This window comes from Pseudomonas sp. H3(2019) (genome assembly GCF_007713465.1).
In the GTDB taxonomy this organism is placed as follows: domain Bacteria; phylum Pseudomonadota; class Gammaproteobacteria; order Pseudomonadales; family Pseudomonadaceae; genus Aquipseudomonas.
On record NZ_VMSG01000028.1, the window covers coordinates 22,018 to 45,755 of the forward strand.

Annotated in this window: 24 protein-coding genes and 3 pseudogenes; 15 read left to right on the top strand and 12 right to left on the bottom strand. The window is 58.2% G+C overall.

What is annotated here, in order from left to right; translation table 11 throughout:
• Positions 1–7: 7 nt before the first annotated feature.
• The 4 genes and pseudogenes from FPT12_RS28450 to FPT12_RS23355 all read right to left on the bottom strand — a co-directional run bounded on the left by FPT12_RS28450 (position 8) and on the right by FPT12_RS23355 (position 4,235).
• Complete coding sequence (locus FPT12_RS28450; RefSeq protein ID WP_371922606.1) at positions 8–871, bottom strand: methyl-accepting chemotaxis protein; 864 nt, start codon at positions 869–871, stop codon at positions 8–10.
• Positions 866–1,714 (bottom strand): annotated as a pseudogene (locus FPT12_RS28455) (MCP four helix bundle domain-containing protein); the annotation flags it as partial. The pseudogene FPT12_RS28455 and the gene FPT12_RS28450, both read right to left, overlap by 6 nt.
• 97 nt (positions 1,715–1,811) lie before the next feature.
• Positions 1,812–2,954 carry a glycerate kinase gene (locus FPT12_RS23350; RefSeq protein WP_145020634.1) on the bottom strand — a complete coding sequence of 381 codons (1,143 nt, stop codon included), beginning with the start codon at positions 2,952–2,954 and terminating at the stop codon, positions 1,812–1,814.
• 168 nt (positions 2,955–3,122) lie between these two features.
• Positions 3,123–4,235, bottom strand: a complete 1,113-nt coding sequence (locus FPT12_RS23355; RefSeq protein WP_145020637.1) for a sugar diacid recognition domain-containing protein — start codon at positions 4,233–4,235, stop codon at positions 3,123–3,125.
• Between the two features lie 183 nt (positions 4,236–4,418).
• Between FPT12_RS23355 and FPT12_RS23360 the strand changes: the two are divergent.
• The 3 genes and pseudogenes from FPT12_RS23360 to rarD form a co-directional block, all read left to right on the top strand.
• Positions 4,419–4,712 (top strand): annotated as a pseudogene (locus FPT12_RS23360) (MFS transporter); the annotation flags it as partial.
• Between the two features lie 197 nt (positions 4,713–4,909).
• Positions 4,910–5,923 (top strand): aldo/keto reductase, encoded by a 1,014-nt coding sequence (locus FPT12_RS23370; RefSeq protein WP_145020639.1) that lies wholly within the window; start codon positions 4,910–4,912, stop codon positions 5,921–5,923.
• Between the two features lie 137 nt (positions 5,924–6,060).
• The gene (gene rarD, locus FPT12_RS23375; protein ID WP_145020641.1) at positions 6,061–6,942 is read left to right on the top strand and encodes an EamA family transporter RarD; all 882 of its coding nucleotides are present in this window, start codon (positions 6,061–6,063) and stop codon (positions 6,940–6,942) included.
• 59 nt (positions 6,943–7,001) lie between these two features.
• Here the strand turns inward: rarD and hppD are convergent, their stop codons facing one another.
• Complete coding sequence (gene hppD, locus FPT12_RS23380) at positions 7,002–8,078, bottom strand: 4-hydroxyphenylpyruvate dioxygenase (RefSeq protein ID WP_145020645.1); 1,077 nt, start codon at positions 8,076–8,078, stop codon at positions 7,002–7,004.
• 582 nt (positions 8,079–8,660) lie between these two features.
• Between hppD and FPT12_RS23390 the strand changes: the two are divergent.
• The 3 genes and pseudogenes from FPT12_RS23390 to FPT12_RS23400 all read left to right on the top strand — a co-directional run.
• Positions 8,661–8,792: pseudogene (locus FPT12_RS23390) on the top strand (LysR family transcriptional regulator); the annotation flags it as partial.
• A 133-nt stretch (positions 8,793–8,925) separates the two neighbouring features.
• On the top strand, positions 8,926–10,461 hold the full coding sequence (locus FPT12_RS23395) for an EAL domain-containing protein (protein WP_145020648.1): 1,536 nt from the start codon (positions 8,926–8,928) through the stop codon (positions 10,459–10,461).
• Positions 10,462–10,707: 246 nt separating this feature from the next.
• The gene (locus FPT12_RS23400) at positions 10,708–11,070 is read left to right on the top strand and encodes a histone-like nucleoid-structuring protein, MvaT/MvaU family (protein ID WP_145020651.1); all 363 of its coding nucleotides are present in this window, start codon (positions 10,708–10,710) and stop codon (positions 11,068–11,070) included.
• A gap of 197 nt (positions 11,071–11,267) precedes the next feature.
• On the opposite strand, the gene FPT12_RS23405 is transcribed toward FPT12_RS23400, so the two are convergent.
• Positions 11,268–11,804 (bottom strand): DUF4946 domain-containing protein, encoded by a 537-nt coding sequence (locus FPT12_RS23405; protein WP_256676846.1) that lies wholly within the window; start codon positions 11,802–11,804, stop codon positions 11,268–11,270.
• Positions 11,805–11,993: 189 nt separating this feature from the next.
• Here FPT12_RS23405 and gloA point away from each other — a divergent pair, with 189 nt between their 5' ends.
• Positions 11,994–12,515: a lactoylglutathione lyase gene (gloA, locus tag FPT12_RS23410; RefSeq protein ID WP_103316383.1), complete on the top strand. Its 522-nt coding sequence runs from the start codon at positions 11,994–11,996 to the stop codon at positions 12,513–12,515.
• 188 nt (positions 12,516–12,703) lie between these two features.
• Here gloA and ahpF read toward each other — a convergent pair whose 3' ends face one another.
• From ahpF to galU, 4 genes are all read right to left on the bottom strand, one after another.
• Positions 12,704–14,266 (bottom strand): alkyl hydroperoxide reductase subunit F, encoded by a 1,563-nt coding sequence (gene ahpF, locus FPT12_RS23415; RefSeq protein WP_145020654.1) that lies wholly within the window; start codon positions 14,264–14,266, stop codon positions 12,704–12,706.
• A gap of 124 nt (positions 14,267–14,390) precedes the next feature.
• Positions 14,391–14,954 carry an alkyl hydroperoxide reductase subunit C gene (gene ahpC, locus FPT12_RS23420; protein ID WP_054597722.1) on the bottom strand — a complete coding sequence of 188 codons (564 nt, stop codon included), beginning with the start codon at positions 14,952–14,954 and terminating at the stop codon, positions 14,391–14,393.
• A 240-nt stretch (positions 14,955–15,194) separates the two neighbouring features.
• The gene (gene gorA, locus FPT12_RS23425) at positions 15,195–16,553 is read right to left on the bottom strand and encodes a glutathione-disulfide reductase (RefSeq protein WP_145020656.1); all 1,359 of its coding nucleotides are present in this window, start codon (positions 16,551–16,553) and stop codon (positions 15,195–15,197) included.
• Positions 16,554–16,684: 131 nt separating this feature from the next.
• Positions 16,685–17,524: a UTP--glucose-1-phosphate uridylyltransferase GalU gene (gene galU / locus FPT12_RS23430; protein ID WP_145020659.1), complete on the bottom strand. Its 840-nt coding sequence runs from the start codon at positions 17,522–17,524 to the stop codon at positions 16,685–16,687.
• A 255-nt stretch (positions 17,525–17,779) separates the two neighbouring features.
• Between galU and FPT12_RS23435 the strand changes: the two genes are divergently transcribed.
• Complete coding sequence (locus FPT12_RS23435) at positions 17,780–17,968, top strand: hypothetical protein (RefSeq protein WP_145020662.1); 189 nt, start codon at positions 17,780–17,782, stop codon at positions 17,966–17,968.
• A 138-nt stretch (positions 17,969–18,106) separates the two neighbouring features.
• Positions 18,107–18,388, top strand: coding sequence for a hypothetical protein (locus FPT12_RS23440; protein WP_054597726.1), 282 nt, complete (start codon positions 18,107–18,109; stop codon positions 18,386–18,388).
• Positions 18,389–18,409: 21 nt separating this feature from the next.
• Here FPT12_RS23440 and FPT12_RS23445 read toward each other — a convergent pair whose 3' ends face one another.
• Positions 18,410–18,640 (bottom strand): hypothetical protein, encoded by a 231-nt coding sequence (locus FPT12_RS23445; RefSeq protein WP_145020665.1) that lies wholly within the window; start codon positions 18,638–18,640, stop codon positions 18,410–18,412.
• A 136-nt stretch (positions 18,641–18,776) separates the two neighbouring features.
• A complete protein-coding gene (locus FPT12_RS23450) occupies positions 18,777–19,133 on the bottom strand; it encodes a hypothetical protein (protein WP_123583482.1) in 357 nt (118 codons plus the stop codon).
• Between the two features lie 211 nt (positions 19,134–19,344).
• Between FPT12_RS23450 and FPT12_RS23455 the strand changes: the two genes are divergently transcribed.
• The 6 genes from FPT12_RS23455 to FPT12_RS23475 all read left to right on the top strand — a co-directional run bounded on the left by FPT12_RS23455 (position 19,345) and on the right by FPT12_RS23475 (position 23,711).
• On the top strand, positions 19,345–19,647 hold the full coding sequence (locus FPT12_RS23455; RefSeq protein WP_019690029.1) for a DUF1883 domain-containing protein: 303 nt from the start codon (positions 19,345–19,347) through the stop codon (positions 19,645–19,647).
• Positions 19,648–19,682: 35 nt separating this feature from the next.
• A complete protein-coding gene (locus tag FPT12_RS27720; protein WP_019690028.1) occupies positions 19,683–19,850 on the top strand; it encodes a hypothetical protein in 168 nt (55 codons plus the stop codon).
• A gap of 164 nt (positions 19,851–20,014) precedes the next feature.
• Entirely contained in the window at positions 20,015–20,731 is a 717-nt protein-coding gene (locus FPT12_RS23460; protein ID WP_145020755.1) for a 2OG-Fe(II) oxygenase, read from the top strand.
• Between the two features lie 4 nt (positions 20,732–20,735).
• Positions 20,736–21,398 (top strand): DNA oxidative demethylase AlkB, encoded by a 663-nt coding sequence (alkB, locus tag FPT12_RS23465; protein ID WP_371922607.1) that lies wholly within the window; start codon positions 20,736–20,738, stop codon positions 21,396–21,398.
• 85 nt (positions 21,399–21,483) lie between these two features.
• Positions 21,484–22,545, top strand: a complete 1,062-nt coding sequence (gene ada, locus FPT12_RS23470) for a bifunctional DNA-binding transcriptional regulator/O6-methylguanine-DNA methyltransferase Ada (RefSeq protein WP_145020671.1) — start codon at positions 21,484–21,486, stop codon at positions 22,543–22,545.
• 101 nt (positions 22,546–22,646) lie between these two features.
• Positions 22,647–23,711, top strand: a complete 1,065-nt coding sequence (locus FPT12_RS23475; protein WP_145020674.1) for a nitronate monooxygenase family protein — start codon at positions 22,647–22,649, stop codon at positions 23,709–23,711.
• The last annotated feature ends 27 nt before the right edge of the window (positions 23,712–23,738 follow it).

Consider the following 23,738-nt stretch of genomic DNA (forward strand, 5'->3'; position numbering starts at 1 on the left):
CCCTATCTCAAATCACGAAACGCGCCACCATCGCATTCAAATCAACTGCCAGGCGCGACAGCTCATGGCTGGCGGCGCTGGTCTGGTTGGCACCGGCGGCCGATTGCGTGGCCAGGTCGCGGATGTTCACCAGGTTGCGGTCCACTTCACGCGACACCTGCGCCTGTTCTTCCGAGGCGCTGGCGATCACCAGGTTGCGCTCGTTGATCTGGTGGATCGACTGGGTGATTTGCTCCAGCGCCACGCCGGCTGCACGGGCCAACTCCAACGTAGTGTGCGTGCGCTGGTTGCTTTGCTGCATGGAGTCGACCGCTTCGCCGGTGCCGTTTTGAATCCCGGCGACCATTTTTTCGATTTCCTGGGTCGATTGCGCGGTGCGATGCGCCAAGGCGCGGACCTCGTCTGCCACCACCGCAAAACCGCGCCCGGCTTCACCGGCACGCGCCGCTTCGATGGCGGCGTTAAGCGCCAGCAGGTTGGTCTGCTCGGCAATCGCCCGGATCACGTCCAGCACCTTGCCGATATCGCGGCCCTGAGTGGCCAGGCCTTCAATCATCAGCGAGGTGTTTTGTACGTCATGGGTCATGGTCTGAATGGCGTTGACGGTTTCCACCACGCGGTCGCGACCTTCACGGGCGGCCTGGGTTGATTGATTCGACGCTTCGGAGGTGGACACCGCGTTGCGTGCAACCTCTTCCACGGCGGCGGTCATTTCATTGACGGCGGTCGCGGCCTGTTCAATTTCGTTGTTTTGCTGTTGCAGACCGCGCGACGCTTCCGAGGTCACGGCGCTGAGTTCTTCTGCGGCAGCGCCCAGCTGATTCGCGGAACCGGCGATTTGCTCGATGGTTTTGCGCAGGTTGGCTTGCATGGTCGACAAGGCCCCGAGCAGACGCGCCGGTTCGTCGTTGCCGTCGATTACGATAGGTTTGGTGAGGTTACCGCCAGCAATGGACTCGGCAGCGGCGACTGCGCGGTTCAGTGGTGTGACGATGCTGCGGGTCAGCAGCCAGGCCAGCAACACCGTCACCAATGCGGCAAACACCGACACCGCAATGATGCCGTTGGTGGCGAAAGAATATTGGTCGCCTGCGACAGCGTCGGCCTGGGTTGCACCTGCCTTGTTGATGGCGATCAGCTTGTTCAACTGCTCACCCATCAGATCGGTACCGTCCTTGATACGCGTATTGATCAGGTTGCGCAGGTCATCGAGTTTGTTCTGCCGCGACAGCTCCATCATCTGGCTTTGGGCTTGCAGATAACTGTCCAGGGTGGCGGCAAAGGTTTTAGAAAGCGCCGCTTCCTCACCATCGGCAGGCAAGGCTGCATAGCTCTTTTGAGCTTGTCTGGCCTTGTCAGTGAGTACGTTGATGCGAGTTTCAGCGTCTTGCAGTCCGGCGGCGTCGCGGTTTACCAGCACGCGGAACGAGAGAATGCGCATACGCAGAACGTTTTCCGTGATGGTCCCAAGGAAAGCGACGCTGGGTAGCTGGTTGGTTTGCATGTCGATGGAGGCCTGACGAATGATCGTCATGCGGTTCACGGCAAAGACACCGAGCACGATCACCAGCAACGCAATGAAAGCAAATCCGAGGAATGCTCGAGGTGCGATATTCATATTACGTAGGGACATAGGATGACTCTCGGACGGAGTAGTGAATTCTTCGCGCATCCTTGCCGTGAACGCTGGCAGGCAGGAAGTCGCTCCTCGCATGCAGGTAGGCGACTTTTATTTGAGGGGTGTGTGCGCCTATACCCTGTATCGGCAGGGCTTTAGGTTTTATGGAGGGTTGAGCGAAATATATTTCTGATCAGCCCTTGCGTGCCGCCATGCGCCAGACACGGCCGATGTCCCGCGCGCGATCATGCAGCAGGCGCGGAGCGTCGGCGCAGGCTTGTTCCAGGGTCATCGGCCCGGACGCGAGAGCGAATGCCGCGTTCACGCCATGTTCGTACATCTGCTGGTAGCCCTCGCCGAGGGTGCCGGCAATCACGATCACCGGCACACCCTGCTGCCGGGCGATACGCGCCACGCCAAACGGGGTTTTGCCGCGCAAGGTCTGGGCGTCGAAGCGGCCCTCGCCGGTGATCACCAGATCCGCATCACGTACCGCCTCTTCCAGGCCGACCAGATCGGCAATCACTTCCACGCCAGCACGAAATTGCGCGCCCAGAAACGCCTTGGCCGCAAACCCCATACCGCCCGCGGCGCCACTGCCCGGTTCGTCACGCAGGTCTTTTCCCAGAGCGTGGGCGCAGAGCCCGGCAAAATGCCCAAGGGCCTGATCCAGCTGTTGAACCTGTTCGACCGAGGCGCCTTTCTGCGGGCCGAAGATGGCTGAGGCACCGTGGGGGCCGCACAACGGATTGTTGACGTCGGCGGCGATTTCGAAGCGCACGCTGGCCAGACGCGGGTCCATTTCACTCAGATCGATCTGCGCCAGTTGCGCCAACGCCAGGCCACCCGGTTTCAATATTTGCCCCTGGGCATCGAGCAATCGCACACCCAGCGCTTGCAACGCACCGGCACCCGCATCGTTGGTGGCGCTGCCGCCGATGGCCAGGATGATCCGCTGCGCCCCCGCATCGAGTGCCGCGCGGATCAGTTCGCCCGTGCCGAAGGTGCTGCTGATGCACGCATCGCGCTGGCCCACCGGCACCAACTGCAAACCGCTGGCTTCGGCCATTTCGATGATCGCGGTGTGATTGTGGGGCAGCCAGCCCCAATGCGCGTCGACCTGGGTGCCGAGTGGCCCCTGTACGGTGGCGCTGCGCAGCTCACCTTCGCAGGCAGCAAGAATCGACTCGACCGTCCCCTCCCCGCCGTCAGCCATCGGGCACTTGACCAGCGTCGCATCCGGCCAGACCTCGGCCAAGCCGAGCGCAATGGCGTTAGCCACTGCTTCGGCACTCAGACTGTCCTTGAACGAATCGGGGGCGATGACGATTTTCATGTGAATTCTCCAGTTCCAATGGAGCCCATGCTGCCAGTTGCTATGAACAATAACGCCGGTCCGTTGCACAAGTGCAACAGGGGTTTATTGTTCATTCTCACAAACACCTGCGCGCCCGACGTAGCAGCAGCCTCGCGGGCTCGGCAGCTGCTACGGTTTTTTGGGGGGCTATTCGGTTTGCGGTAGCAGTTGCACGCCCAGGTACAGCGCGAGCATGCCATCGAGGCGCAGCGGATCAACGCCGCTGAGTTCGGCAATGCGTTCCATGCGGTAGCGCAGGCTGTTGCGGTGAATGCCCAACGCATCGGCACAGGCCTGGCTTTGGCCGTCGTGTTCGCACCAACTGCGCAATGTCGCCAACAGTTGACCGTTACTGTCCTTGGCGATGACTTTGCGCAGTGGCGTGAGTAACTCGTCCAGTGCATCGTCGTTACGATGACGCCAGAGCATGACCGGCAATCGATAGCGGTTCAGCATCAGCAAACGGCTTTTCGGCAGCACATCGCGCCCGTAGGCCAGCAAGTCGCCGACCCGTCGATAGCAGCGGCGCAAGCCTTGCAAACCGTCGGCCTGGCCACCCACGGCGATGCGCAGAATGTTCCAACCCAGGCCTTCGAGTTTTTCCAGCAAGCGTTCGTTGTCCACTGCTTGCGTAGTCGGCCGGCACCATAGCAACGACGACTTGGCGGAACTCACGCACCAACTGTCGGGATAACGCGAGATCAGCCAGGCACTCAAGGCCTCGGCGGTCTGCCCGGCGCCATGTTCCAAGCCCAATTCAAACAAATAAGGGGTACGCGACAGCTGCGGCTTGAGGCCCATTTGCTGAGCTTCGTCGATCAGCCGTGGCGAATCCCCGGCCTCGCTGAGCAGCAACGCCAACAGGTCATCGCAACGCTGGCGACGCCATTGCTGCTCGGCCTGCTGGTTGCGCTGGCCAACCAGCATCTCGGCAGTCATGCGCACCAACTCCGCATAGGTACGCAGTTGCTCGGGCTCGCCGGTGATGCCCAACACGCCGATCAAACGCTGATCGAGCAGCAACGGCAAATTGATCCCCGGCTGCACGCCTTTGAGGTGCACGGCGGTCTGCGCATCAATTTCCACCACGCGCCCATTCGCCAGCACCAGTTGCGCACCTTCGTGCCGGGTGTTGATCCGCTCCGGCTCGCCACTGCCGAGGATCAGCCCTTGGCTGTCCATGACATTGACGTTGTACGGCAGGATGGCCATCGCCCGGTCGACAATATCCTGCGCCAGGTCGTGATCGAGTTCGAACATGCGGCGTAATCCTTGAGAACGTGCGGCGATTGATTGCTCACCCGCACAGGCTGTTGGCGTAAACCCTGTGCCCAGGCACAAAGACATCGGCTCAGGGGTGACCGAGACTCTCCAAGCGACCAACGTTACCCTTGCCTCGCAAAAAATCATAATAAAGAGAGTCCCGCCATGTCACAGAGCGCCGCTGCCAACCCGGCCATTGCGATTCTTGGCCTGACCATCGCCACCATGGGCGCCCTCACCGGTCTGCCGATATTCCGGCCGGTGCCGACCTCCATGCTCAGCGCCGGCGCCGCTGCCGGTGGCCTGGCATTGATCAACTCCATGGGGCAGATGACCGGTTTCCTCAGCCCGTACCTGGTCGGTTGGGTCAAGGACAGCACCGGCTCGACCGATGCGGCGTTGTACCTGCTGGCGGGGGTGATTGTCGGTGGCAGCCTGTTGGCGCTGCGTATGACGCGCACGTTGCGCGTTTGATCACCGCCAATCCCTGTGAGAGCGAGCTTGCTCGCGATAGCGGTCTTCCAGCCAACATCAATGTTGTATGTGAAGCCGCCATCGCGAGCAAGCTCGCTCCCACACTGATTTCAGCATTGGCCGGATAATTCCGTTTGCCCCGTGCGATTGTTCTGGTATTTGATTGAGCCTTTCCCACCGGTAAAAGGATTTCGCACATGACCTACCGCACACTGGGCCACTCCGGCCTGCAAGTGTCTACGTTGACCCTCGGCACCATGATGTTCGGCGAACAGACCAGCACCGAAGATTCGCTGCGGATCATCGAGAAGGCCTGGGATCAGGGCGTCAACTTCATCGACACGGCAGACGTATACACCGGCGGCCGCTCCGAGGAAATCGTCGGCGAAGCGATTGCCGGTCACCGTCACGAATGGGTGGTGGCCTCCAAGGTCGGTTTTGGCCCGGTGGACGGTGTGCCGAATCGCAGCGGGCTGAGCCGCAAGCACCTGTTCAATGGCATCGATGCCAGTCTGTCCCGCCTGGGCACCGATTACCTGGACATCTATTACCTGCACCGCGAAGACCACAACACGCCGCTGGAGGTCACGGTGTCGGCCATCGGCGACCTGATTCGCCAAGGCAAGATCCGTTACTGGGGCCTGTCCAACTACCGTGGCTGGCGTATCAGCGAGGTGATCCGCGTCGCCGAGAAACTCGGCGTCGACAAACCGGTGATCAGCCAGCCGCTGTACAACATCGTCAATCGCCAGGCCGAAACCGAACAAATCACCGCCGCCAACGCCTACGGCCTCGGCGTGGTGCCTTACAGCCCATTGGCCCGTGGCGTGTTGAGCGGCAAGTACGCGCCAGACGTCACCCCGGACGCCAACAGCCGCGCCGGTCGTCAGGACAAGCGCATTCTGGAAACCGAATGGCGGGTCGAGTCGCTGCGCATTGCCCAGCAGATTCAAGCGTACACCCAGGCGCGCGGCGTCGGTATCGTCGAGTTCGCGATCGCCTGGGTGCTGAACAATTCTGCCGTCAGCTCGGCCATCGTCGGTCCGCGCACCGAAGCCCAATGGGATGCCTACACCAAGGCCCTGGCGGTGAAGATCACGGCTGAAGACGAAGCCTTCATTGACTCACTGGTGACGCCGGGGCACTCGTCGACGCCGGGGTTCAATGATGTGAGCCATTTCGTCTCTGGGCGTAAACCACGCTCCAACTAACCGAACACACAGGCCAATTGTGAGAGCGAGCTTGCTCTCACAATTGGCCTGTGTTGATCAGTCGGACAACAATCGGCTCCAATACCACGTATCCTTTGCACCCGCTTCACACTCACTCAATGTCTCGCGAGGACAGTTTGTCTAAAGGTATTGCTCTATCGGTGTCAGCCTCGGTGCTGTTCGCCGTCATGTATTTCTACACCTCGTTACTGTCGCCCCTGAGCGGCGTGGAAATCTTCGGCTGGCGAATGCTGCTGACCGTGCCGTGCATGACCGTGTTCATGGTGGTTTCCGGCGAATGGCGGCGCGTGGTCGAGATCCTCCGTCGGGTGGGCAGAAAACCGGCATTGTTCGGTGGCCTGCTGGTTTCCTCGGCATTGCTCGGCGTGCAACTCTGGTTGTTCATGTGGGCGCCGCTGAACGGCCACAGCCTTGACGTTTCGCTGGGCTACTTCCTGTTGCCACTGACCATGGTGCTGACCGGGCGCATCGCCTATGGCGAACAGCTCTCGTACCTGCAAAAGGTCGCCGCGTTTTTCGCCACCCTCGGCGTGCTCAACGAGTTGTATCAGGTGGGCAGTTTTTCCTGGGCGACCTTGTTGGTGGCCATCGGTTACCCGACCTACTTCGTGCTGCGCCGACGCTTGGCGTCGGACAACCTCGGTGGCTTGTGGCTGGACATGGCGCTGATGCTGCCGGTGGCGTACAGGTTCGTGCACAGCGGTGAACAAGGCTTTGCAGTATTCGATCAACACCCGTGGTTGTCGCTGCTGATCCCGCTGCTCGGGGTGATCAGCGCTTCGGCGCTGGTGGTGTACATCATCGCCAGCCGCTTGCTGCCGTTCAGCCTGTTCGGACTGCTGAGCTACGTCGAACCGGTGCTGTTGCTAGGGGTTGCGTTGCTGCTGGGAGAAAGTATCAAGGCGGGAGAATGGCTGACCTACATTCCGATCTGGCTGGCGGTGCTGGTACTGGTGTTTGAGGGCTTCAAGCATTTGATGCGGCATCGCCGGCCATAAAAGCAAAAAAAGCCCGGTCAGCAGCAATGCCGACCGGGCTTTTTCACATCTGATGCAGATTACTCAGTCGAGAGCACACCACGGCGAACCTGGTCGCGTTCGATGGATTCGAACAGTGCCTTGAAGTTGCCTTCGCCGAAACCATCGTCGCCTTTACGCTGGATGAATTCGAAGAACACCGGGCCCATCAGGGTTTCCGAGAAGATTTGCAGCAGCAGACGCTTGTCGCCCGCCTCGGAAGAACCGTCCAGCAGAATCCCCCGCGCTTGCAGTTCGTTGACCGGCTCGCCGTGGTTCGGCAAACGGCCCTCGAGCATCTCGTAGTAGGTGTCTGGCGGCGCGGTCATGAAGCGCATGCCGATTTTTTTCAGGTGATCCCAGGTCTTGATCAGGTCATCCGAGAGGAAGGCAACGTGCTGGATACCCTCGCCGTTGAACTGCATCAGGAACTCTTCGATCTGCCCGGCGCCCTTGGACGATTCTTCGTTCAGCGGGATGCGGATCATGCCATCCGGGGCGGTCATGGCCTTGGAGGTCAGGCCGGTGTATTCGCCCTTGATGTCGAAGTAACGGATCTCGCGGAAGTTGAACAGCTTCTCGTAGAAGTTCGCCCAATAAGCCATACGGCCGCGGTACACGTTGTGGGTCAGGTGGTCGATGATCTTCAGGCCGGCCCCGACCGGGTTGCGGTCAACGCCTTCGATGAACACGAAATCGATGTCGTAGATCGAGCTGCCTTCGCCAAAACGATCGATCAGGTACAACGGCGCGCCGCCGATGCCTTTGATCGCCGGAAGGTGCAGTTCCATCGGGCCGGTTTCGATGTGGATCGGCTGCGCGCCAAGTTCCAGGGCACGCTTGTAGGCTTTTTGCGAATCCTTGACCCGAAATGCCATGCCGCACACCGACGGGCCGTGTTCAGCCGCGAAGTACGAGGCGACGCTGTGGGGTTCGTTATTGAGGATCAGGTTGATCTGGCCCTGCCGATACAGGTGCACGTCTTTGGAGCGGTGGGTCGCGACCTTGGTGAAGCCCATGATCTCGAAGATCGGCTCAAGGGTGTTCGGGGTCGGTGATGCGAATTCGATGAACTCAAAGCCCATCAGGCCCATTGGGTTTTCGTATAAATCTGCCATGGTTGGCGCCTCATCATGCTTTCTAGTATTAACGGATCGTTAGTTACAAGCACTGCCGAGGCCGGCGGGTGGCGCGCAGGAGATACCCCGCACACTGCGGGCGAGAAAATCACCGTAGATCAATTGGAACCCGAATATCTTCATTGTCGACCCAAGGCTCTTGCGGGCGAGGCTTCTGCTGCCAGAAGACGTTATTCTTATATGCGTAACCGGATTCTACACAGCGTAACCATGTTTGTCCGCCTTCTCTATAAAATCCCCCTTTTTGACGCCGGTGCAAGGGGTTTGTTGCACAGGTAGATCCCCAGCAGAATCGCCCCCGCCTCCCAGGTACATTGCCCCACTCAGCGGCCAGCTGTTCGCGTCGCCGCCATCAAACACTGGCTGATTGCGACTGACAATGACCACCCCTGCCCCAGCGCTGAGTGAGTCAGCGAGAAACCGGCCGGCAACGAAGGAAGTCGGATGACGTATTCTTTGCGTAATGTCTGATCATCGTGAAATGAGTAAATACTCATGACCCTCACCCAACTCGAGATCTTTTCACTGGCGGTCGAACTTTCGCTGCCGAACGCGGAACACCCGCGCTACGTGAAAAAGCCGCTTTCACCGCTGGTCAAACGTCAGGTCGGCCTGGCAGTACTCCACCAGCGCCAGTCATCACCAGCGACCCTGGCGTTTATCAAGTTGGCCGAAAGTCTGGACTACCGTTGAAAAGCACAAAGCCTGTGCGCCATCTATCATGGCCCTTGTCTGTACTCTTTTTGAGAGGCAAGCCGTCACCCTGCCTGCATTTGAGAGCCCTACTCCATCTGAGAGCCGTACTTCGTCGCCGCAGGTTCCATACATGCCCTTGACCGTCAAAGCCCGCCGCACACCACGGACTCGCAACCTCATCACGCTGTTGATCGGCTTGGTGCCGGTGGTGCTGGGCTTCGTCATTCTGCACATGCAAGCCGAACAGGTGCTGGAGCACAGCACCCGCCAAACGGCCGAAGATGCGGTGCGCCAATTCGATTTGATGCTCGACAACACTGCGCAGGCAGCAGAAGAACTGCTGCCTCTGGCCGGACAACCTTGCGTTGACGTAAAACTGGCCCTGCGTGAACAAGTCACGCGGCGACCTTTTGTGCGCTCAACCAATCTGGTGTGGGACAACAACCTGTATTGCAGCTCGCTGTTTGGCGACTATCAGGCGGAGGTTGATCCTGGCGAATACACCCGGGGCACGTTGTGGTTGATGAACGGCAACCCGGTCACGCCTGACACCGCATTGCTGGTGTATCGACTCAGCAATGGCAGGCAAGGCGCCCTGACCTCCCTTGATGGCTATCACCTGAGCAATGTCCTGCGGCTGATTGGCCGCAAGACCCTGCTGTTGCTGCAAGTCGGGCCCCACTGGCTGTCGGCCGATGGCAAGGTCCATGAGGGCGCCCTGCCTGTATTACCGGTAGCCCGGAGCAATCTTGAGTCTTCGCGGTATGCCTTTGAGGTCGAGGCCGGCTTTCCCGTGGGTGAAGTCTGGCGCTATATGAAGAACGAATACCCACCGCTGTTCAGTCTGCTGATTTTCTTTGGGGTCATCGCCGGGGCCATTGGTCATTGGCTGCAGAAGCGCTCCTCATCACAGACTCACGAACTGCAACGGGCACTGGAAGCCAATGAGTTCATTCCTTACTTCCAGCCAGTGGTTCACGGTGACAGCAAAGAGTGGGCAGGCGTCGAGGTCTTGATGCGCTGGCAACACCCAAAAGAAGGCCTGGTACGTCCGGACCTGTTCATTCCATTCGCCGAGCATTCCGGATTGATCGTGCCGATGACCCGCTCGTTGATGCGCCAGACTGCAGCATTGCTCGCCCCACATGCGCCTATGTTCCATGAGCGCTTTCATATCGGCATCAACATCACCGCCAGCCACTGCCGTGACCTTGCGCTGGTAGACGATTGCCGCGAATTTCTCGCGGCCTTCCCGCCTGACAAGATTGCGCTGGTTCTGGAGTTGACCGAGCGCGAGCTGATCGAACCCAACGCCATCACCCTCCAATTGTTTGAACAGCTACATGCGCTGGGGGTGATGATTGCGATCGATGACTTCGGCACCGGGCATTCAAGCCTGGGGTATTTGCGCCAGTTCAATGTGGACTTTCTGAAGATCGATCAAAGCTTTGTGGCGATGATCGGTGTCGATGCCTTGTCCCGCCATATACTCGACAGCATCATCGAACTCTCGGCCAAGCTGGACCTTGGTATCGTTGCCGAAGGTGTCGAAACTGTCGAGCAGAGTGATTATCTTGCCTGTCATGGGGTGAACTTCCTGCAAGGCTACCTATTTGGGCGACCGATGCCGGGTACCGATTTCATTATTGCGTTGAACAGCCATTAATTAGCCACTTTGCGCATTCCATGGACATCCTCAACAAATGGATCCGCGCAGCAAATTGCATCAAACAGCAGCATGCGTTACATCATGAAAAAGACGTGATTTACTCTGAGCGAATTAACTACTACAATTTTTCTTGCCTGCACAAGATTGACAGGTGAGCCATTAACACCGAGTCGCTACAAGGCTCTTGGCTTATAGCTTTGTTGGCGGTTGGTATCAGCCAAACACACTATTGGAGTAAAGATATTGTCCAGACTCGCTGAATTTCGTGCCGCTGAAAAGGCCCTTCAAGAACAGCTCGCGCAGCTGGAATCGCTGAAGAACGACGCCGGGCTCAAGAAAGAAATCGAATTCGAAGAAAAGCTTCAGGGGCTGATGAAAACCTACGGCAAAAGCTTGCGCGATATCATCGCCATTCTCGACCCGAATCCAAAATCCAGCCTGCATCAGGCCGTCGCACCGAAAACCCGCCGCGCCCGTGTGGTCAAGGTTTATCAAAACCCGCACACCGGTGAACTGATTGAAACCAAGGGCGGCAATCACCGCGGCCTGAAAGCCTGGAAGGAACAATATGGTGCGAGCACCGTTGACTCCTGGCTGCGCGCTTAAGCTTTCCTGCGTTCCTCCAAAAGCCCTGCCTGTGCAGGGCTTTTTTATGCTCATCCATACTTGATGCAACGATGATCGTCGATCCAGTTGGAAACGCCGGCCAAATACCGTAGGCATCCGGTACAACTTTCTGCTTAATCCCTTTGGGTATTAAACAATACCCCTCGGCACGGCGAGCGTGCAGACATCGCGCACTACTAAAGTCTCAAACTGTTTCGCGCATTGCGTATTTCATCCTGACTTGCGGCATAAGCCTCGGCTTGGCCTGCGTAGGAAAAAACATAGGCCTTATCGGCATCTAGCGCCGCGACTAATGTTTGCGACAACACATGTCGTCCATTCTGAGTGACCGTACAGGTGGTTTCCAGCGCTTGCAGCCTGCTCAATGTAGCGGGATGAATTTTGTTGCAAACACTTTGATAGCCGCCCTGAAAAAAATCCTTTTGCACGGACTTGCGCATTTCCAGCAGCACACCTTGCAAATTGACTTCATGCCCAGGCTCAACCTGGCTCATGGTCAACTCCATTACCAGGACCGGATCACCGTTTGCATCGTTTTTCACCGCCCGCTGCCTTGAAACCCTGGGCGGTGTCTGAGTTGTCGCCTCCTCTTGTGGCAACACTTGCACTGCCCAGCCGCTGGGCCAGGTAATCTCGGGGAGCACAGTCTCGGCGCGGGCAACAGCCGAAAACAGGCAGGTCAAAACAAGCAGGTAGCGATACGGTCGAAACATTGCACTCAACACTGACGGGGCGAACTTAAAGTCTGAGCCCCGCCACGCCGCCAGGCAATAGCTGAAGGTTTTGCTTTGGCGCAATGCACCCGTATTATTGGCGTACTGCAAGCAAGCCTCATCAACTGCAAGCCAAGGGACAGCTCTTGTCTTGAGCGCCGTTTGCCCCACTTATTTTCCGGAGGGCCCATGAGCCTGCACGAACTGAACACCTTCCCCGGCGTTACCGCCCAACCTGACACCGCCACACAGCAATTTGTCTTCAACCACACCATGTTGCGGGTCAAGGACATCACCAAATCCCTGGACTTCTACACACGCATCCTCGGCTTTACGCTGGTGGAAAAACGCGACTTCCCGGAAGCAGAGTTCAGCCTGTACTTCCTCGCGCTGGTTGATAAGAACCAGATCCCGGCCGACGCCGCTGCACGCACCCAGTGGATGAAATCGATTCCCGGTATTCTTGAGCTGACTCACAACCACGGCACCGAGAACGATGCGGATTTCGCCTACCACAATGGCAACACCGACCCTCGCGGTTTCGGCCATATCTGCATTTCGGTGCCCGACATTCGCGCTGCTTGCGAGCGTTTCGAAGCCCTGGGCTGCGATTTCCAGAAACGCTTGAACGATGGCCGCATGAAGAGCCTGGCGTTCATCAAAGACCCGGACGCGTACTGGGTTGAAATCATTCAGCCGGCACCGCTGTAAAAAATCACCGACGCTGATCGTTTGATCGTTCCCACGCTCTGCGTGGTAACGCCTCTTGTGGCGCTCTGCGTCACGCTTTTGGGACGCGGAGCGTCCCGGGCTGCATTCCCACGCGGAGCGTGGGAACGATCATGTGCAAAAAAACCCACGATCACTCATGGGTTTTTGTTTTTTACGCCAGCAATTGCTTACGCGGGGGCAGACGTGCGGATCAGGTGATCGAAGGCGCTCAGCGATGCCTTGGCACCCTCGCCTACCGCAATCACGATCTGCTTGTACGGCACGGTCGTTACATCGCCGGCAGCGAACACACCCGGTATCGAGGTCTCGCCACGGTTATCGACAATGATCTCGCCGCGCGGCGACAGCTCGACGGTGCCCTTGAGCCAATCGGTGTTCGGCAACAAACCGATCTGCACGAAGATCCCTTCCAGTTCGACGCTCAGCACTTCGCCTGACTGACGATCCTTGTAACGCAAGCCGTTGACCTTCTGACCGTCGCCGGTCACTTCAGTGGTTTGCGCGCTGGTGATGACAGTCACGTTGGGCAGGCTGTGCAACTTGCGCTGCAACACCGCATCGGCACGCAACTGCACGTCGAACTCCAGCAAAGTCACATGGGCGACGATACCCGCCAGGTCGATGGCCGCTTCGACACCCGAGTTACCACCACCAATCACCGCAACGCGCTTGCCTTTGAACAGCGGGCCGTCGCAGTGCGGGCAGTACGCCACGCCCTTGTTGCGATATTGCTGCTCGCCCGGGACGTTCATTTCACGCCAGCGAGCACCGGTCGCGAGGATTACGGTCCTGGCTTTCAGTGACGCACCGCTGGCGAACTTGATCTGGTGCAGCTCACCGTTCTTGCCCGGCAGCAGCTTGTCGGCCCGTTGCAGGTTCATGATGTCGACGTCGTATTGCTTGACGTGTTCTTCCAGCGCAACGGCGAGCTTCGGCCCTTGCGTCTCCTGTACCGAGATGAAGTTCTCGATCGCCATGGTGTCCAGCACCTGACCACCAAAGCGCTCGGCTGCAACGCCGGTACGAATGCCTTTACGGGCGGCGTAGATTGCTGCCGAAGCACCGGCCGGGCCGCCGCCGACGACCAGTACGTCAAAGGCTTCTTTGGCGCTGATCTTCTCGGCTTGACGCTCGACGGCGCTGGTGTCGATCTTGGCGATGATTTCTTCCAGCCCCATACGGCCCTGACCGAAGTTCACGCCGTTCAGATAGATGCTTGGCACAGCCATGATCTGACGTTCAGTGACTTCGTCCTGGAACAACGCGCCGTCAATGGCGACGTGACGGATGTTCGGGTTCAGCACCGCCATCAGATTCAGCGCCTGGACCACGTCCGGACAGTTCTGGCACGACAGCGAGAAGTAGGTCTCGAAGTTGAACTCGCCTTTGAGCGAGCGGATCTGTTCGATCACCTCGCTGCTGGCCTTCGAAGGGTGACCGCCAACTTGCAGCAAGGCCAGCACCAGCGAAGTGAATTCGTGACCCATGGGGATACCGGCGAAACGCAGGCTGATATCGCTTCCCGGGCGGTTCAACGAGAACGATGGCTTGCGCGCATCGGTACCGTTGTCGAGCAAGGTAATTTGTTGGGAAAGACTGGCAACGTCTTTGAGTAACGCGAGCATTTCCTGGGATTTCGCACCGTCGTCGAGGGAGGCGACGATCTCGATCGGCTGGGTGACCCGTTCCAGGTATGACTTCAACTGAGCTTTAAGATTAGCGTCCAACATACGGGCGATTTCCATTTTTTAAACAGTAGAAAAAACAACGCCCGAGCGAATCTCGCCCGGGCGTTTTTGAGGGCGGTGCGGCTTACTTGTTTAAGAGCTCATCGCCCTCAATCGACTCACAGACTCAGATCTTGCCGACCAGGTCCAGAGACGGAGCCAGGGTGGCCTCGCCTTCTTTCCACTTGGCTGGGCAGACTTCGCCCGGGTGAGCGGCAACGTACTGAGCAGCCTTGATTTTGCGCAGCAGTTCGGAAGCGTCACGGCCTACACCGCCGTCGTTCAGTTCAACGATTTTGATCTGACCTTCAGGGTTGATCACGAAGGTGCCACGGTCTGCCAGGCCGACTTCTTCGATCAGCACGTCGAAGTTGCGGGAGATCACGTGGGTCGGGTCACCAATCATGGTGTACTTGATTTTTTCGATCGCAGGCGAAGTGTTGTGCCATGCGGCGTGGGCAAAGTGGGTGTCGGTCGACACGCTGTAGATTTCTACGCCGAGCTTCTGGAATGCATCGTAGTTGTCAGCCAGGTCTTCCAGCTCGGTTGGGCAAACGAAGGTGAAGTCGGCCGGGTAGAAGAACACGACGGACCATTTGCCTTTCAGATCGGCGTCCGACACTTCGACGAACGCGCCGTTTTTGAATGCGGTAGCGTTGAACGGTTTTACGTGGCTGTTGATGATAGGCATCGTTGACTCTCCGTCAGGGGTTGAGAAGTTGATGGAGTGAATCCTACCCACTCGACCGACGGATGGCTCATTGGCAAACCTGATGCTGCTAATTGGTTTTCGCTATTAGCCAGCACTATCAATAGAAGAAAACCGTATCAATTCGCCAACAGCCTTTTCAGCGATCCAGGCCATCCCGAGAAACGGGCTGGCCTGCGCGATTAACGCAGAGCCAGATACCGCTTCAGAGAGTGGGGACGATTAGCCCGCTACCGGTGTGCGCATGGTAACGAACTCTTCGGCAGCGGTAGGATGCACGCCGATGGTTTCGTCGAAATCGCGTTTGGTGGCGCCAGCCTTCAAGGCAATCGCCAGGCCCTGAACGATCTCGCCCGCTTCCGGACCGACCATGTGGCAACCCAAAACCTTGTCGGTCTTGGCGTCCACCACCAATTTCATCAGAGTGCGCTCCTGGCACTCGGTCATGGTCAGCTTCATCGGCCGGAACCGGCTTTCGAAAATCTGCACCTCATAACCCTCGTCCCTTGCCTGCTCTTCACTCAGGCCAACGGTGCCGATGTTCGGCAAGCTGAATACCGCCGTGGGAATCATCTTGTAGTCGACCAGACGATACTGCTCAGGCTTGAACAGCCGACGCGCTACTGCCATGCCTTCAGCCAAGGCTACCGGCGTCAATTGCACGCGACCGATCACATCGCCAATCGCCAGGATCGATGACTCAGCGGTTTGATACAGCTCGTCGACTTCGACAAAGCCTTTCTTGTCGAGCGTGACGTTGGTGTTCTCCAACCCCAGGTTGTCGACCATTGAACGACGCCCCGTGGCGTAGAACACGCAATCTGCCTGCAACTCGCGACCATCCTTGAGGGTCACGTTCAAACTGCCGTCGGCCTGTTTATCGATGCGCTCGATGTCGGCATTGAATTGCAGGCTCATCCCGCGCTTGGTCAGCTCTTCTTGCAAATGCTTACGCACCGAGCCGTCGAAGCCACGCAGAAACAGCTCACCGCGATACAGCAAGGTGGTTTCGGCGCCCAGCCCGTGGAAAATCCCGGCGAACTCTACGGCGATATAGCCGCCACCGACCACCAGAACGCGCTTGGGCAGCTCTTTGAGGAAAAACGCCTGGTTGGAGCTGATGGCGTGCTCGTGCCCCGGAATCTCGGGGATCTGCGGCCAGCCGCCGGTGGCAATCAGAATATGCTTGGCGGTATGGCGCTCGCCGTTGATCTCGACCTCATGCGGGCCAACGATTTTCGCGTGACCTTCATGCAAGGTTACGCCGCTGCCGACCAGCAGATTGCGGTAGATACCGTTCAGCCGATTGATCTCGCGATCCTTGTTGGCGATCAGCGTTGCCCAATCGAAATTCGCCTCGCCCAACGACCAGCCAAAGCCCTGCGACTGCTCGAAGTCTTCGGCGAAATGCGCCCCATAAACCAACAACTTCTTCGGCACGCAGCCAACGTTGACGCAGGTCCCGCCCAGATAGCGGCTCTCGGCCACAGCGACTTTCGCGCCAAAACCTGCCGCGAAGCGCGCTGCACGCACACCGCCGGAACCGGCGCCAATTACATAAAGGTCAAAATCGTAGGCCATTTTTCAATCTCCTCGGCAGGCCACAAGCATACCCGCTGCAGCTTTTTCGGTCAGTGCTGCGAATGACATGGGGCCGGAAAACGAAAAAGCCACCCGAAGGTGGCTTTCCAGAACAAAACAGCGAAGCGCTTTTAGTAAGCCTTGCCCGTCTTGTAGAAGTGTTCGAAGCAGAAGTTGGTCGCTTCGATGTAGCCTTCAGCGCCACCGCAGTCGAAACGCGTGCCTTTGAACTTGTAGGCAATCACGCAACCGTCTTGCGCCTGCTTCATTAGGGCGTCGGTGATCTGGATCTCGCCGCCTTTGCCTGGCTCGGTTTCTTCGATCAGCTTGAAGATGTCCGGGGTCAGGATGTAACGACCGATGATTGCCAGGTTGGATGGAGCATCTTCCGGCTTTGGCTTCTCGACCATGTTGCGGACGCGGTACAGGTCGTCACCGATCAAATCGCCTGCGATCACGCCGTATTTGTTGGTTTCCTGCGGGTCGACTTCCTGGATCGCGACGATGGTGCAACGATACTGTTTGTACAGCTTGACCATCTGGGTCAGTACGCCGTCGCCTTCCAGGTTGACGCACAAGTCGTCCGCCAGCACGACCGCGAACGGTTCGTCACCGATCAATGGACGACCAGTCAGAATTGCATGACCCAAGCCTTTCATTTCGGTTTGACGGGTGTAGGAGAACGAGCACTCGTCGAGCAGCTTGCGGATACCGACGAGGTACTTCTCTTTGTCAGTACCTTTGATCTGGTTTTCCAGCTCGTAGCTGATGTCGAAGTGGTCTTCCAGGGCCCGTTTGCCACGACCGGTCACGATGGAGATTTCTGTCAAACCAGCGTCCAGCGCTTCTTCAACGCCGTACTGGATCAGTGGCTTGTTCACCACCGGCAGCATTTCTTTGGGCATGGCTTTAGTCGCTGGCAGGAAGCGAGTACCGTAACCGGCTGCTGGGAACAAGCATTTCTTGATCATAAAAGTCCTTAAAAGGGCTGTGTGTACGAGTTTCGGCGCAGTCTAATCAGGCGGCGAGCACCTTACAATGCCCCGCACTGGCTAACCGATGCCATCATAGAGAAATATTCCGGCGGATAGTTCCGCAACGACGCAGATTAGCCTCCAAGCCAAGGCGTACGGAACAACGCAAAGACGTCACTTTAGACCAGTGAACGCGCCCAGGCACTTTTCCAGTTATCATTGCGCGATTGAACCAGCCAACGAGGCAGATAGATGTCGGCAGCAAAAAGCGTAAACGGTTACCTGATCAATCAGGCCAAAGATGGCCAATGGTGGGTCGACAGCGTCAGCGGCGAGAATATCGCCGGGCCTTTCCCTACGGAAGCGTTGGCAATTGAAGTCGCCTCGGTGCTTCAAGACACCCCGCCTGCACCCAAGCGGCGCGGCGCCAAGCCTGAGTAACACCACTGCTCGAAAGAGCCCTGCCGACGTGCAGGGCTTTTTGGTGTTTGTCTGTACCGAAATGGTTGTTCGCTATAGCATCTCGCTGCAGGGCGATTTGTGCCCTTTACACCCTTTCCACTCGTTGACGACCCACACATGAAAAAATACCTGGCTCTGATTGCGGTGTTGGCCTTGAGCGGTTGCGCCACTGCGTCCAAAACCTATCTGAATAACGGCGAGCAAGGCCTGTCGATCGACTGCTCGGGTGAAGCCAACTCCTGGGCCAAATGTTATCAAATGGCCGATGATTCCTGCGCTGGAACCGGCTATCGGATCATTGGCACCGATGGCACGCCAGCCACCAAGGAAAGCGACAAGACCCTGGGCGTCGATGTTGGCAACTACAAGAGCCGCAGCGTCGTAGTGGTGTGCAAGTAACCGGCAAGACGCTGTGAGCCGTCACATGTGAATTTCGGCAAATTTGATCCCGAGCCCGCGTACTGTCTCAATCAAATCGTCCAGTCGAGCGAATGATTCGACCTCGTCGTTTTCATCCACCAGGAAATAGCTGCGCCCTGCACTTTTCTTGAAGAACACAATCCACTCCCCGGAGTTTGCCGGGTTTTGAATCACATGCGTCGCAGAGATGTGCCCCTCTGCATGCCGCTCTCTTACTTGCTCTCGCTTCATTGACCACTCCAGAAATGACAGTGCCGCCCAAGCCCGAAGCTGGACGGCACTCCTGCTGATTGACGACAGTTTATCGGACGATACGGTCAATCAGCCAATTTCAAATTCAGCGAGCGAGAGGGAACCGCCAAAAAAACTATGAGCCAGAAATGCATTTGTTGGCCGCATCCTGCACATCTCCAGGCCGAATTGGCACATTGGACATGCTTTCGTGGAGCTTGATGCTACTCCCGCTGGATCGTTCTTCGATGTCAAACACCGCAGACGGACTCGCAGACAGTTTTCCTGGAACAATGACCCGGACACCGTCCTTGTTGTAGGGCTCCATTTGCACAGCCCCTCGGGTACTGGCCAAATGTTTGGCCACGCAGTCGGCATACGCTTGAGGCTTTTTCCCCGAGATCACATTCATGGTCGGCAGCGTCTGACTAATGTCCGAGACAGTCGCGCAACCACTCATCGCCAACGCCAGTACCAAAACACCCCGCTTCATACGAATCCTCCCTTAAAGACCCTCCGACAGCGCAAATACTGTTTTTCTCCGGAGACCGCTGCTTTATCACCCATAAAAACCCGAATAGCTGTTTTTAATTGTCAAAGCGCCTCGCGGTAGCCCAATAATAAACCGTTCGGGCTGATAAACTGCGCCATCGCCCATGCTATCGTTTTGATTTTGTAGAAAAAGCCCTTCTGGAGGCGCCCCCATGAAATTTATCCACCAGCGCGAGCACCTCAATGAAGATGACATCGTCGTCATTCAATGCTCCCAAATGTGCAACATCCGCCTGATGAACGACGCCAATTTTCGCAGTTTCAAGAATGGCGGCCGCCACACCTACCACGGCGGCGCGTTCGACACCTTCCCTGCGAAAATCACCGCGCCAAGCACCGGTTTCTGGAACATCACCATCGACACGGTCAACCGCCGGCCGATCAGTGTGACCCGCAAACCGACCCTGACCCACTCGATCAAAATCATCCGCCGGTCCAGCTCGAAACTCAGCTGAGACCTCGGCCCGCACTGCGACAGACAGGTACGACCGTGGCCCAAACGACTAAATACGTCATCAAATACAAGCTCAACGAAGAACGCCGTTTCGAGTTCGCCCAGCTTGAAACCGGCACCGAAGAAGAAGCCAGAGCAGCACTTGAAGCGATTCACGGTGACTTGTCCGGGATCAGCGATATAAAGGTCAGCAAAGCGCTGTAACCCCTGACACAACCACTCCGGAGTTCGACCGCAAGCACCGGAGTGTCGCCCACCCTCGTACTCCCCAGACTGGCACACCTCAACCTTGAGTTCAGGAGCCGGACATGTCCATTTCTTTGCCGCACAACACCTCAGTAGCGCGTTATATCGACGGTGTCCGTGCAATGGGCGAACAGCCTCTGATCTCGCGTATCAATGCACTGGATTGGCCTTCCCTGGAGCAAGACCTAGACCGGGACGGCTGCGCGACAATCAAAGGACTGCTCAGCCCCGAACAATGTGCAGACCTCAGCGCACTCTACGCTCAGCCTGCGCTTTTCCGCTCGCAAGTGATAATGGCCCGGCATGGTTTCGGGCGCGGCGAGTACCAGTATTTCAGATACCCGCTGCCAGATATCGTTGCTTGCCTGCGTAGCACGCTCTACTCAAGACTTGTTCCGCTGGCCAATCGCTGGAATGAACGGATGGGCTTGCCCGGCCGCTTTCCCACGGAGCACGCAGCCTTCCTGCAATGTTGTCATGACGCCGGACAAGAGCGCCCTACACCGCTGTTGCTGCAATATGGTCCGCTGGACTACAACTGTTTGCACCAGGATCTGTATGGCGAGCATGTGTTCCCGCTGCAAGTGGCGACTCTGCTGTCCGCTCCCGGTGAAGACTTTACCGGCGGCGAATTCGTGCTCACCGAGCAGCGCCCACGGATGCAATCACGGCCCATGGTAATGAGCCTGGAAAAAGGCGACGCACTGATCTTTGCCGTGCATCAGCGCCCGGCCAAAGGTGTTCGCGGCGATTACCGGGTGAACCTGCGCCATGGTGTCAGTCGCCTGCACAGCGGCAAACGGCACACCCTTGGAGTGATCTTTCACGATGCGCAGTAAAGCGATGCCTCCAGCGACCTTCGAGCTTTTTGCCGATGAAGACCGGCAACCGGTCAGGAACGAACAAATCGGCGAACAGTCTTTCGTTCTCCGAGGTTTCGCCCTGCCCTGGGTGGAGCAATTGCTGCCGCTGCTGGAGAAGATTTTACTGGCCGCACCGTTTCGGCAGATGGTGACCCCCGGCGGTTTCACCATGTCTGTCGGCTTGAGCAGTTGCGGCACGCTGGGCTGGACCACCGATCGCAGTGGCTATCGCTACACCCGCATCGATCCCGTCGGCGGCCAGCCTTGGCCGGCGATGCCCGAGCTCTTTCGGGAAATGGCACAGGCCGCCGCACGAGAAGCCGGTTTCCATCACTTTGAGCCCGATGCCTGCCTGATCAACCGATACCTGCCGGGCGCCAAAATGTCGTTGCATCAGGACAAGGATGAGCGGTCCTATGATCCACCGATCGTTTCGGTGTCTCTCGGCCTGCCGGCGATGTTCCTGTTCGGCGGCTTTGAGCGTAGCGACAAACGCCTGCGAGTGCCGCTGTTTCACGGTGACATCGTGGTCTGGGGCGGCGTGGATCGCTTGCGTTATCACGGCGTGCTGCCGCTCAAGGAGGGTCATCACCCACAACTGGGCGAACAGCGGATCAACTTCACTTTCCGCACGGCGGGATGAATCACGGAATTTGACCGCAAGCGCCGGAGTGTCTTCACCGCCCACACTCTCTAGGCTGAACTAAACCTTTTACCGGTAACGTCCCATGAACACTGCCAAACCCACCATAGAGCAAGATCCCCGTTGGTCCGCAGTGCTGGCGCGCGACCCGCGCGCTGACGGTCAGTTCGTCTACGCGGTGAAAACCACCGGGATCTATTGCCGCCCCAGCAGCCTGGCGCGATTACCGAAACCGGAAAACGTCGAGTTTTTCGACACCGAGGAACAGGCTCAGGCTGCCGGTTATCGCCCGAGCAAACGCGCAGCACCGGATCAGACTCATCTCGCCGCGCAACACGCCGCACTGGTCGCCGCAGCCTGTCGGCAGATCGAGGCTGCCGAGACATTACCCAGCTTGAACGAACTGGCAGAGACCGCACGAATGAGCGCGTTCCACTTTCACCGGGTGTTCAAGGCTGTCACCGGCCTGACGCCCAAGGGCTATGCCACTGCACAACGTTCGCGCAGGGTTCGTGAACGCCTGGAAATCGCCGGTTCGGTGACCGACGCGCTGTATGAGGCAGGCTTCAATTCCAACAGCCGTTTCTATGAGTCCGCCGATCATCTGCTCGGCATGAAACCCAGCGACTACCGCGCTGCCGGCCAGAACACCGACATCCGCTTTGCCGTCGGCCAATGTTCATTAGGGGCGATTCTGGTGGCACAGAGTCAACGCGGGGTGTGCGCAATCCTGTTGGGGGATGATCCCCATGCGCTGGTCTGCGACCTGCAAGACCGGTTCCGCCAGGCCAACCTGATTGGCGCCGACCATGAGTTCGAGCAGTTGATTGCCAAGGTGGTGGGTTTCATCGAAGCCCCGGCGCTTGGCCTGGACCTGCCGCTGGATGTGCGCGGCACGGCGTTTCAGGAGCGGGTGTGGATGGCGCTGCGGGATATTCCGGCGGGCAGCACCGCCAGCTACGCCGACATTGCCCAGCGCATCGGCGCGCCAAAAGCCTTCCGTGCCGTGGCCCAGGCCTGCGGTGCCAACAACCTCGCGGTGGCCATTCCCTGCCACCGGGTGGTGCGCAGTGACGGTGGTCTCTCGGGCTATCGCTGGGGCGTGGAGCGCAAGCGTCAACTGCTTGCGCGTGAAACCCAGTCTTAGAATACGCGTTGTCGAACTCGGCATCTGCGCCTAAAGACCACTGGCCTTGTGACGCTGACTCCTGCTACAAACCCCACTCTTGTCATGAAGAGGACATTCCGATGAACCAGTGGCCTGACACCCGTATTCTTGATCTGCTCGGCATTGAATTGCCGATCATCCAGGCTCCCATGGCCGGCGCTACCGGATCAGCCATGGTCATTGCGGCCAGCAATGCCGGCGCCCTGGGCTCAATGCCCGCGGCCATGCTCAGCGTCGAACAGTTGCGCGAAGAGCTGAAGGTCATCCGGCAACACAGCCAGCGCCCGTTCAACGTGAACTTCTTCTGCCATCAACCACCCGTAGCCGACGAACAACGCGCTCAGCAATGGAAAAACCTGCTGGAGCCTTATTACCGCGAATTGGGTGCAGACTTCGACGCACCGACGCCGGTTTCCAATCGTGCGCCGTTCGATGCCGCCGCCTGCGCGGTGGTCGAAGAGTTCCGTCCAGAGGTGGTGAGTTTTCACTTCGGCCTACCGGAAAAATCCCTGCTCGATCGGGTCAAAGCCACCGGCGCGAAGGTTCTGTCTTCGGCTACCACCGTCGATGAGGCGATCTGGCTGGAACAGCATGGCTGCGACGCGATTATCGCCATGGGTTACGAGGCCGGAGGCCATCGCGGGATGTTTCTCAGCGATGACCTGAACAGTCAGGTCGGCACCTTTGCGCTGGTGCCACAGATCGTCGATGCCGTCAGCGTACCGGTGATCGCCGCTGGCGGGATCGGCGACGCACGCGGGATTGTCGCCGCCTTCGCCTTGGGTGCCTCGGCAGTGCAACCGGGCACCGCCTACCTGTTTACCCCGGAAGCCAAGGTCAGCGCCTCCCATCACCGGGCCTTGCGCAGCGCCAAGGAAAGCGAGACGGCGCTGACCAATATTTTCACTGGGCGTGCGGCGCGAGGCATTCTCAACCGGGTCATGCGCGAACTCGGCCCGATCAGCCCGCAGGCACCGGCCTTCCCGTTGGCGGGCGGTGCGCTGATGCCACTGCGTGCCAAGGATGAAGCGGACTTCAGCAATCTCTGGGCAGGACAAGCGCTACGGCTTGGGATTGAATTACCGACCGCTGAGTTGACCCGGCGGCTGGCTGACGAGGCGTTGGCCTTGATGGCACGCCGATAACGCTGAAAGTTGTATACAGTTTTTGCT

What these genes read in the sequence shown, in the direction of transcription:
- FPT12_RS28450 (WP_371922606.1), bottom strand. Translation starts at nt 871, where the DNA reads ATGCAAGCCAACCTGCGCAAAACCATCGAGCAAATCGCCGGTTCCGCG.
- FPT12_RS23350 (WP_145020634.1), bottom strand. Translation starts at nt 2,954, where the DNA reads ATGAAAATCGTCATCGCCCCCGATTCGTTCAAGGACAGTCTGAGTGCC.
- FPT12_RS23355 (WP_145020637.1), bottom strand. Translation starts at nt 4,235, where the DNA reads ATGTTCGAACTCGATCACGACCTGGCGCAGGATATTGTCGACCGGGCG.
- FPT12_RS23370 (WP_145020639.1), top strand. Translation starts at nt 4,910, where the DNA reads ATGACCTACCGCACACTGGGCCACTCCGGCCTGCAAGTGTCTACGTTG.
- hppD (WP_145020645.1), bottom strand. Translation starts at nt 8,078, where the DNA reads ATGGCAGATTTATACGAAAACCCAATGGGCCTGATGGGCTTTGAGTTC.
- FPT12_RS23395 (WP_145020648.1), top strand. Translation starts at nt 8,926, where the DNA reads ATGCCCTTGACCGTCAAAGCCCGCCGCACACCACGGACTCGCAACCTC.
- FPT12_RS23405 (WP_256676846.1), bottom strand. Translation starts at nt 11,804, where the DNA reads ATGTTTCGACCGTATCGCTACCTGCTTGTTTTGACCTGCCTGTTTTCG.
- gloA (WP_103316383.1), top strand. Translation starts at nt 11,994, where the DNA reads ATGAGCCTGCACGAACTGAACACCTTCCCCGGCGTTACCGCCCAACCT.
- ahpF (WP_145020654.1), bottom strand. Translation starts at nt 14,266, where the DNA reads ATGTTGGACGCTAATCTTAAAGCTCAGTTGAAGTCATACCTGGAACGG.
- ahpC (WP_054597722.1), bottom strand. Translation starts at nt 14,954, where the DNA reads ATGCCTATCATCAACAGCCACGTAAAACCGTTCAACGCTACCGCATTC.
- gorA (WP_145020656.1), bottom strand. Translation starts at nt 16,553, where the DNA reads ATGGCCTACGATTTTGACCTTTATGTAATTGGCGCCGGTTCCGGCGGT.
- galU (WP_145020659.1), bottom strand. Translation starts at nt 17,524, where the DNA reads ATGATCAAGAAATGCTTGTTCCCAGCAGCCGGTTACGGTACTCGCTTC.
- FPT12_RS23435 (WP_145020662.1), top strand. Translation starts at nt 17,780, where the DNA reads ATGTCGGCAGCAAAAAGCGTAAACGGTTACCTGATCAATCAGGCCAAA.
- FPT12_RS23440 (WP_054597726.1), top strand. Translation starts at nt 18,107, where the DNA reads ATGAAAAAATACCTGGCTCTGATTGCGGTGTTGGCCTTGAGCGGTTGC.
- FPT12_RS23445 (WP_145020665.1), bottom strand. Translation starts at nt 18,640, where the DNA reads ATGAAGCGAGAGCAAGTAAGAGAGCGGCATGCAGAGGGGCACATCTCT.
- FPT12_RS23450 (WP_123583482.1), bottom strand. Translation starts at nt 19,133, where the DNA reads ATGAAGCGGGGTGTTTTGGTACTGGCGTTGGCGATGAGTGGTTGCGCG.
- FPT12_RS23455 (WP_019690029.1), top strand. Translation starts at nt 19,345, where the DNA reads ATGAAATTTATCCACCAGCGCGAGCACCTCAATGAAGATGACATCGTC.
- FPT12_RS23460 (WP_145020755.1), top strand. Translation starts at nt 20,015, where the DNA reads ATGGGCGAACAGCCTCTGATCTCGCGTATCAATGCACTGGATTGGCCT.
- alkB (WP_371922607.1), top strand. Translation starts at nt 20,736, where the DNA reads ATGCCTCCAGCGACCTTCGAGCTTTTTGCCGATGAAGACCGGCAACCG.
- ada (WP_145020671.1), top strand. Translation starts at nt 21,484, where the DNA reads ATGAACACTGCCAAACCCACCATAGAGCAAGATCCCCGTTGGTCCGCA.
- FPT12_RS23475 (WP_145020674.1), top strand. Translation starts at nt 22,647, where the DNA reads ATGAACCAGTGGCCTGACACCCGTATTCTTGATCTGCTCGGCATTGAA.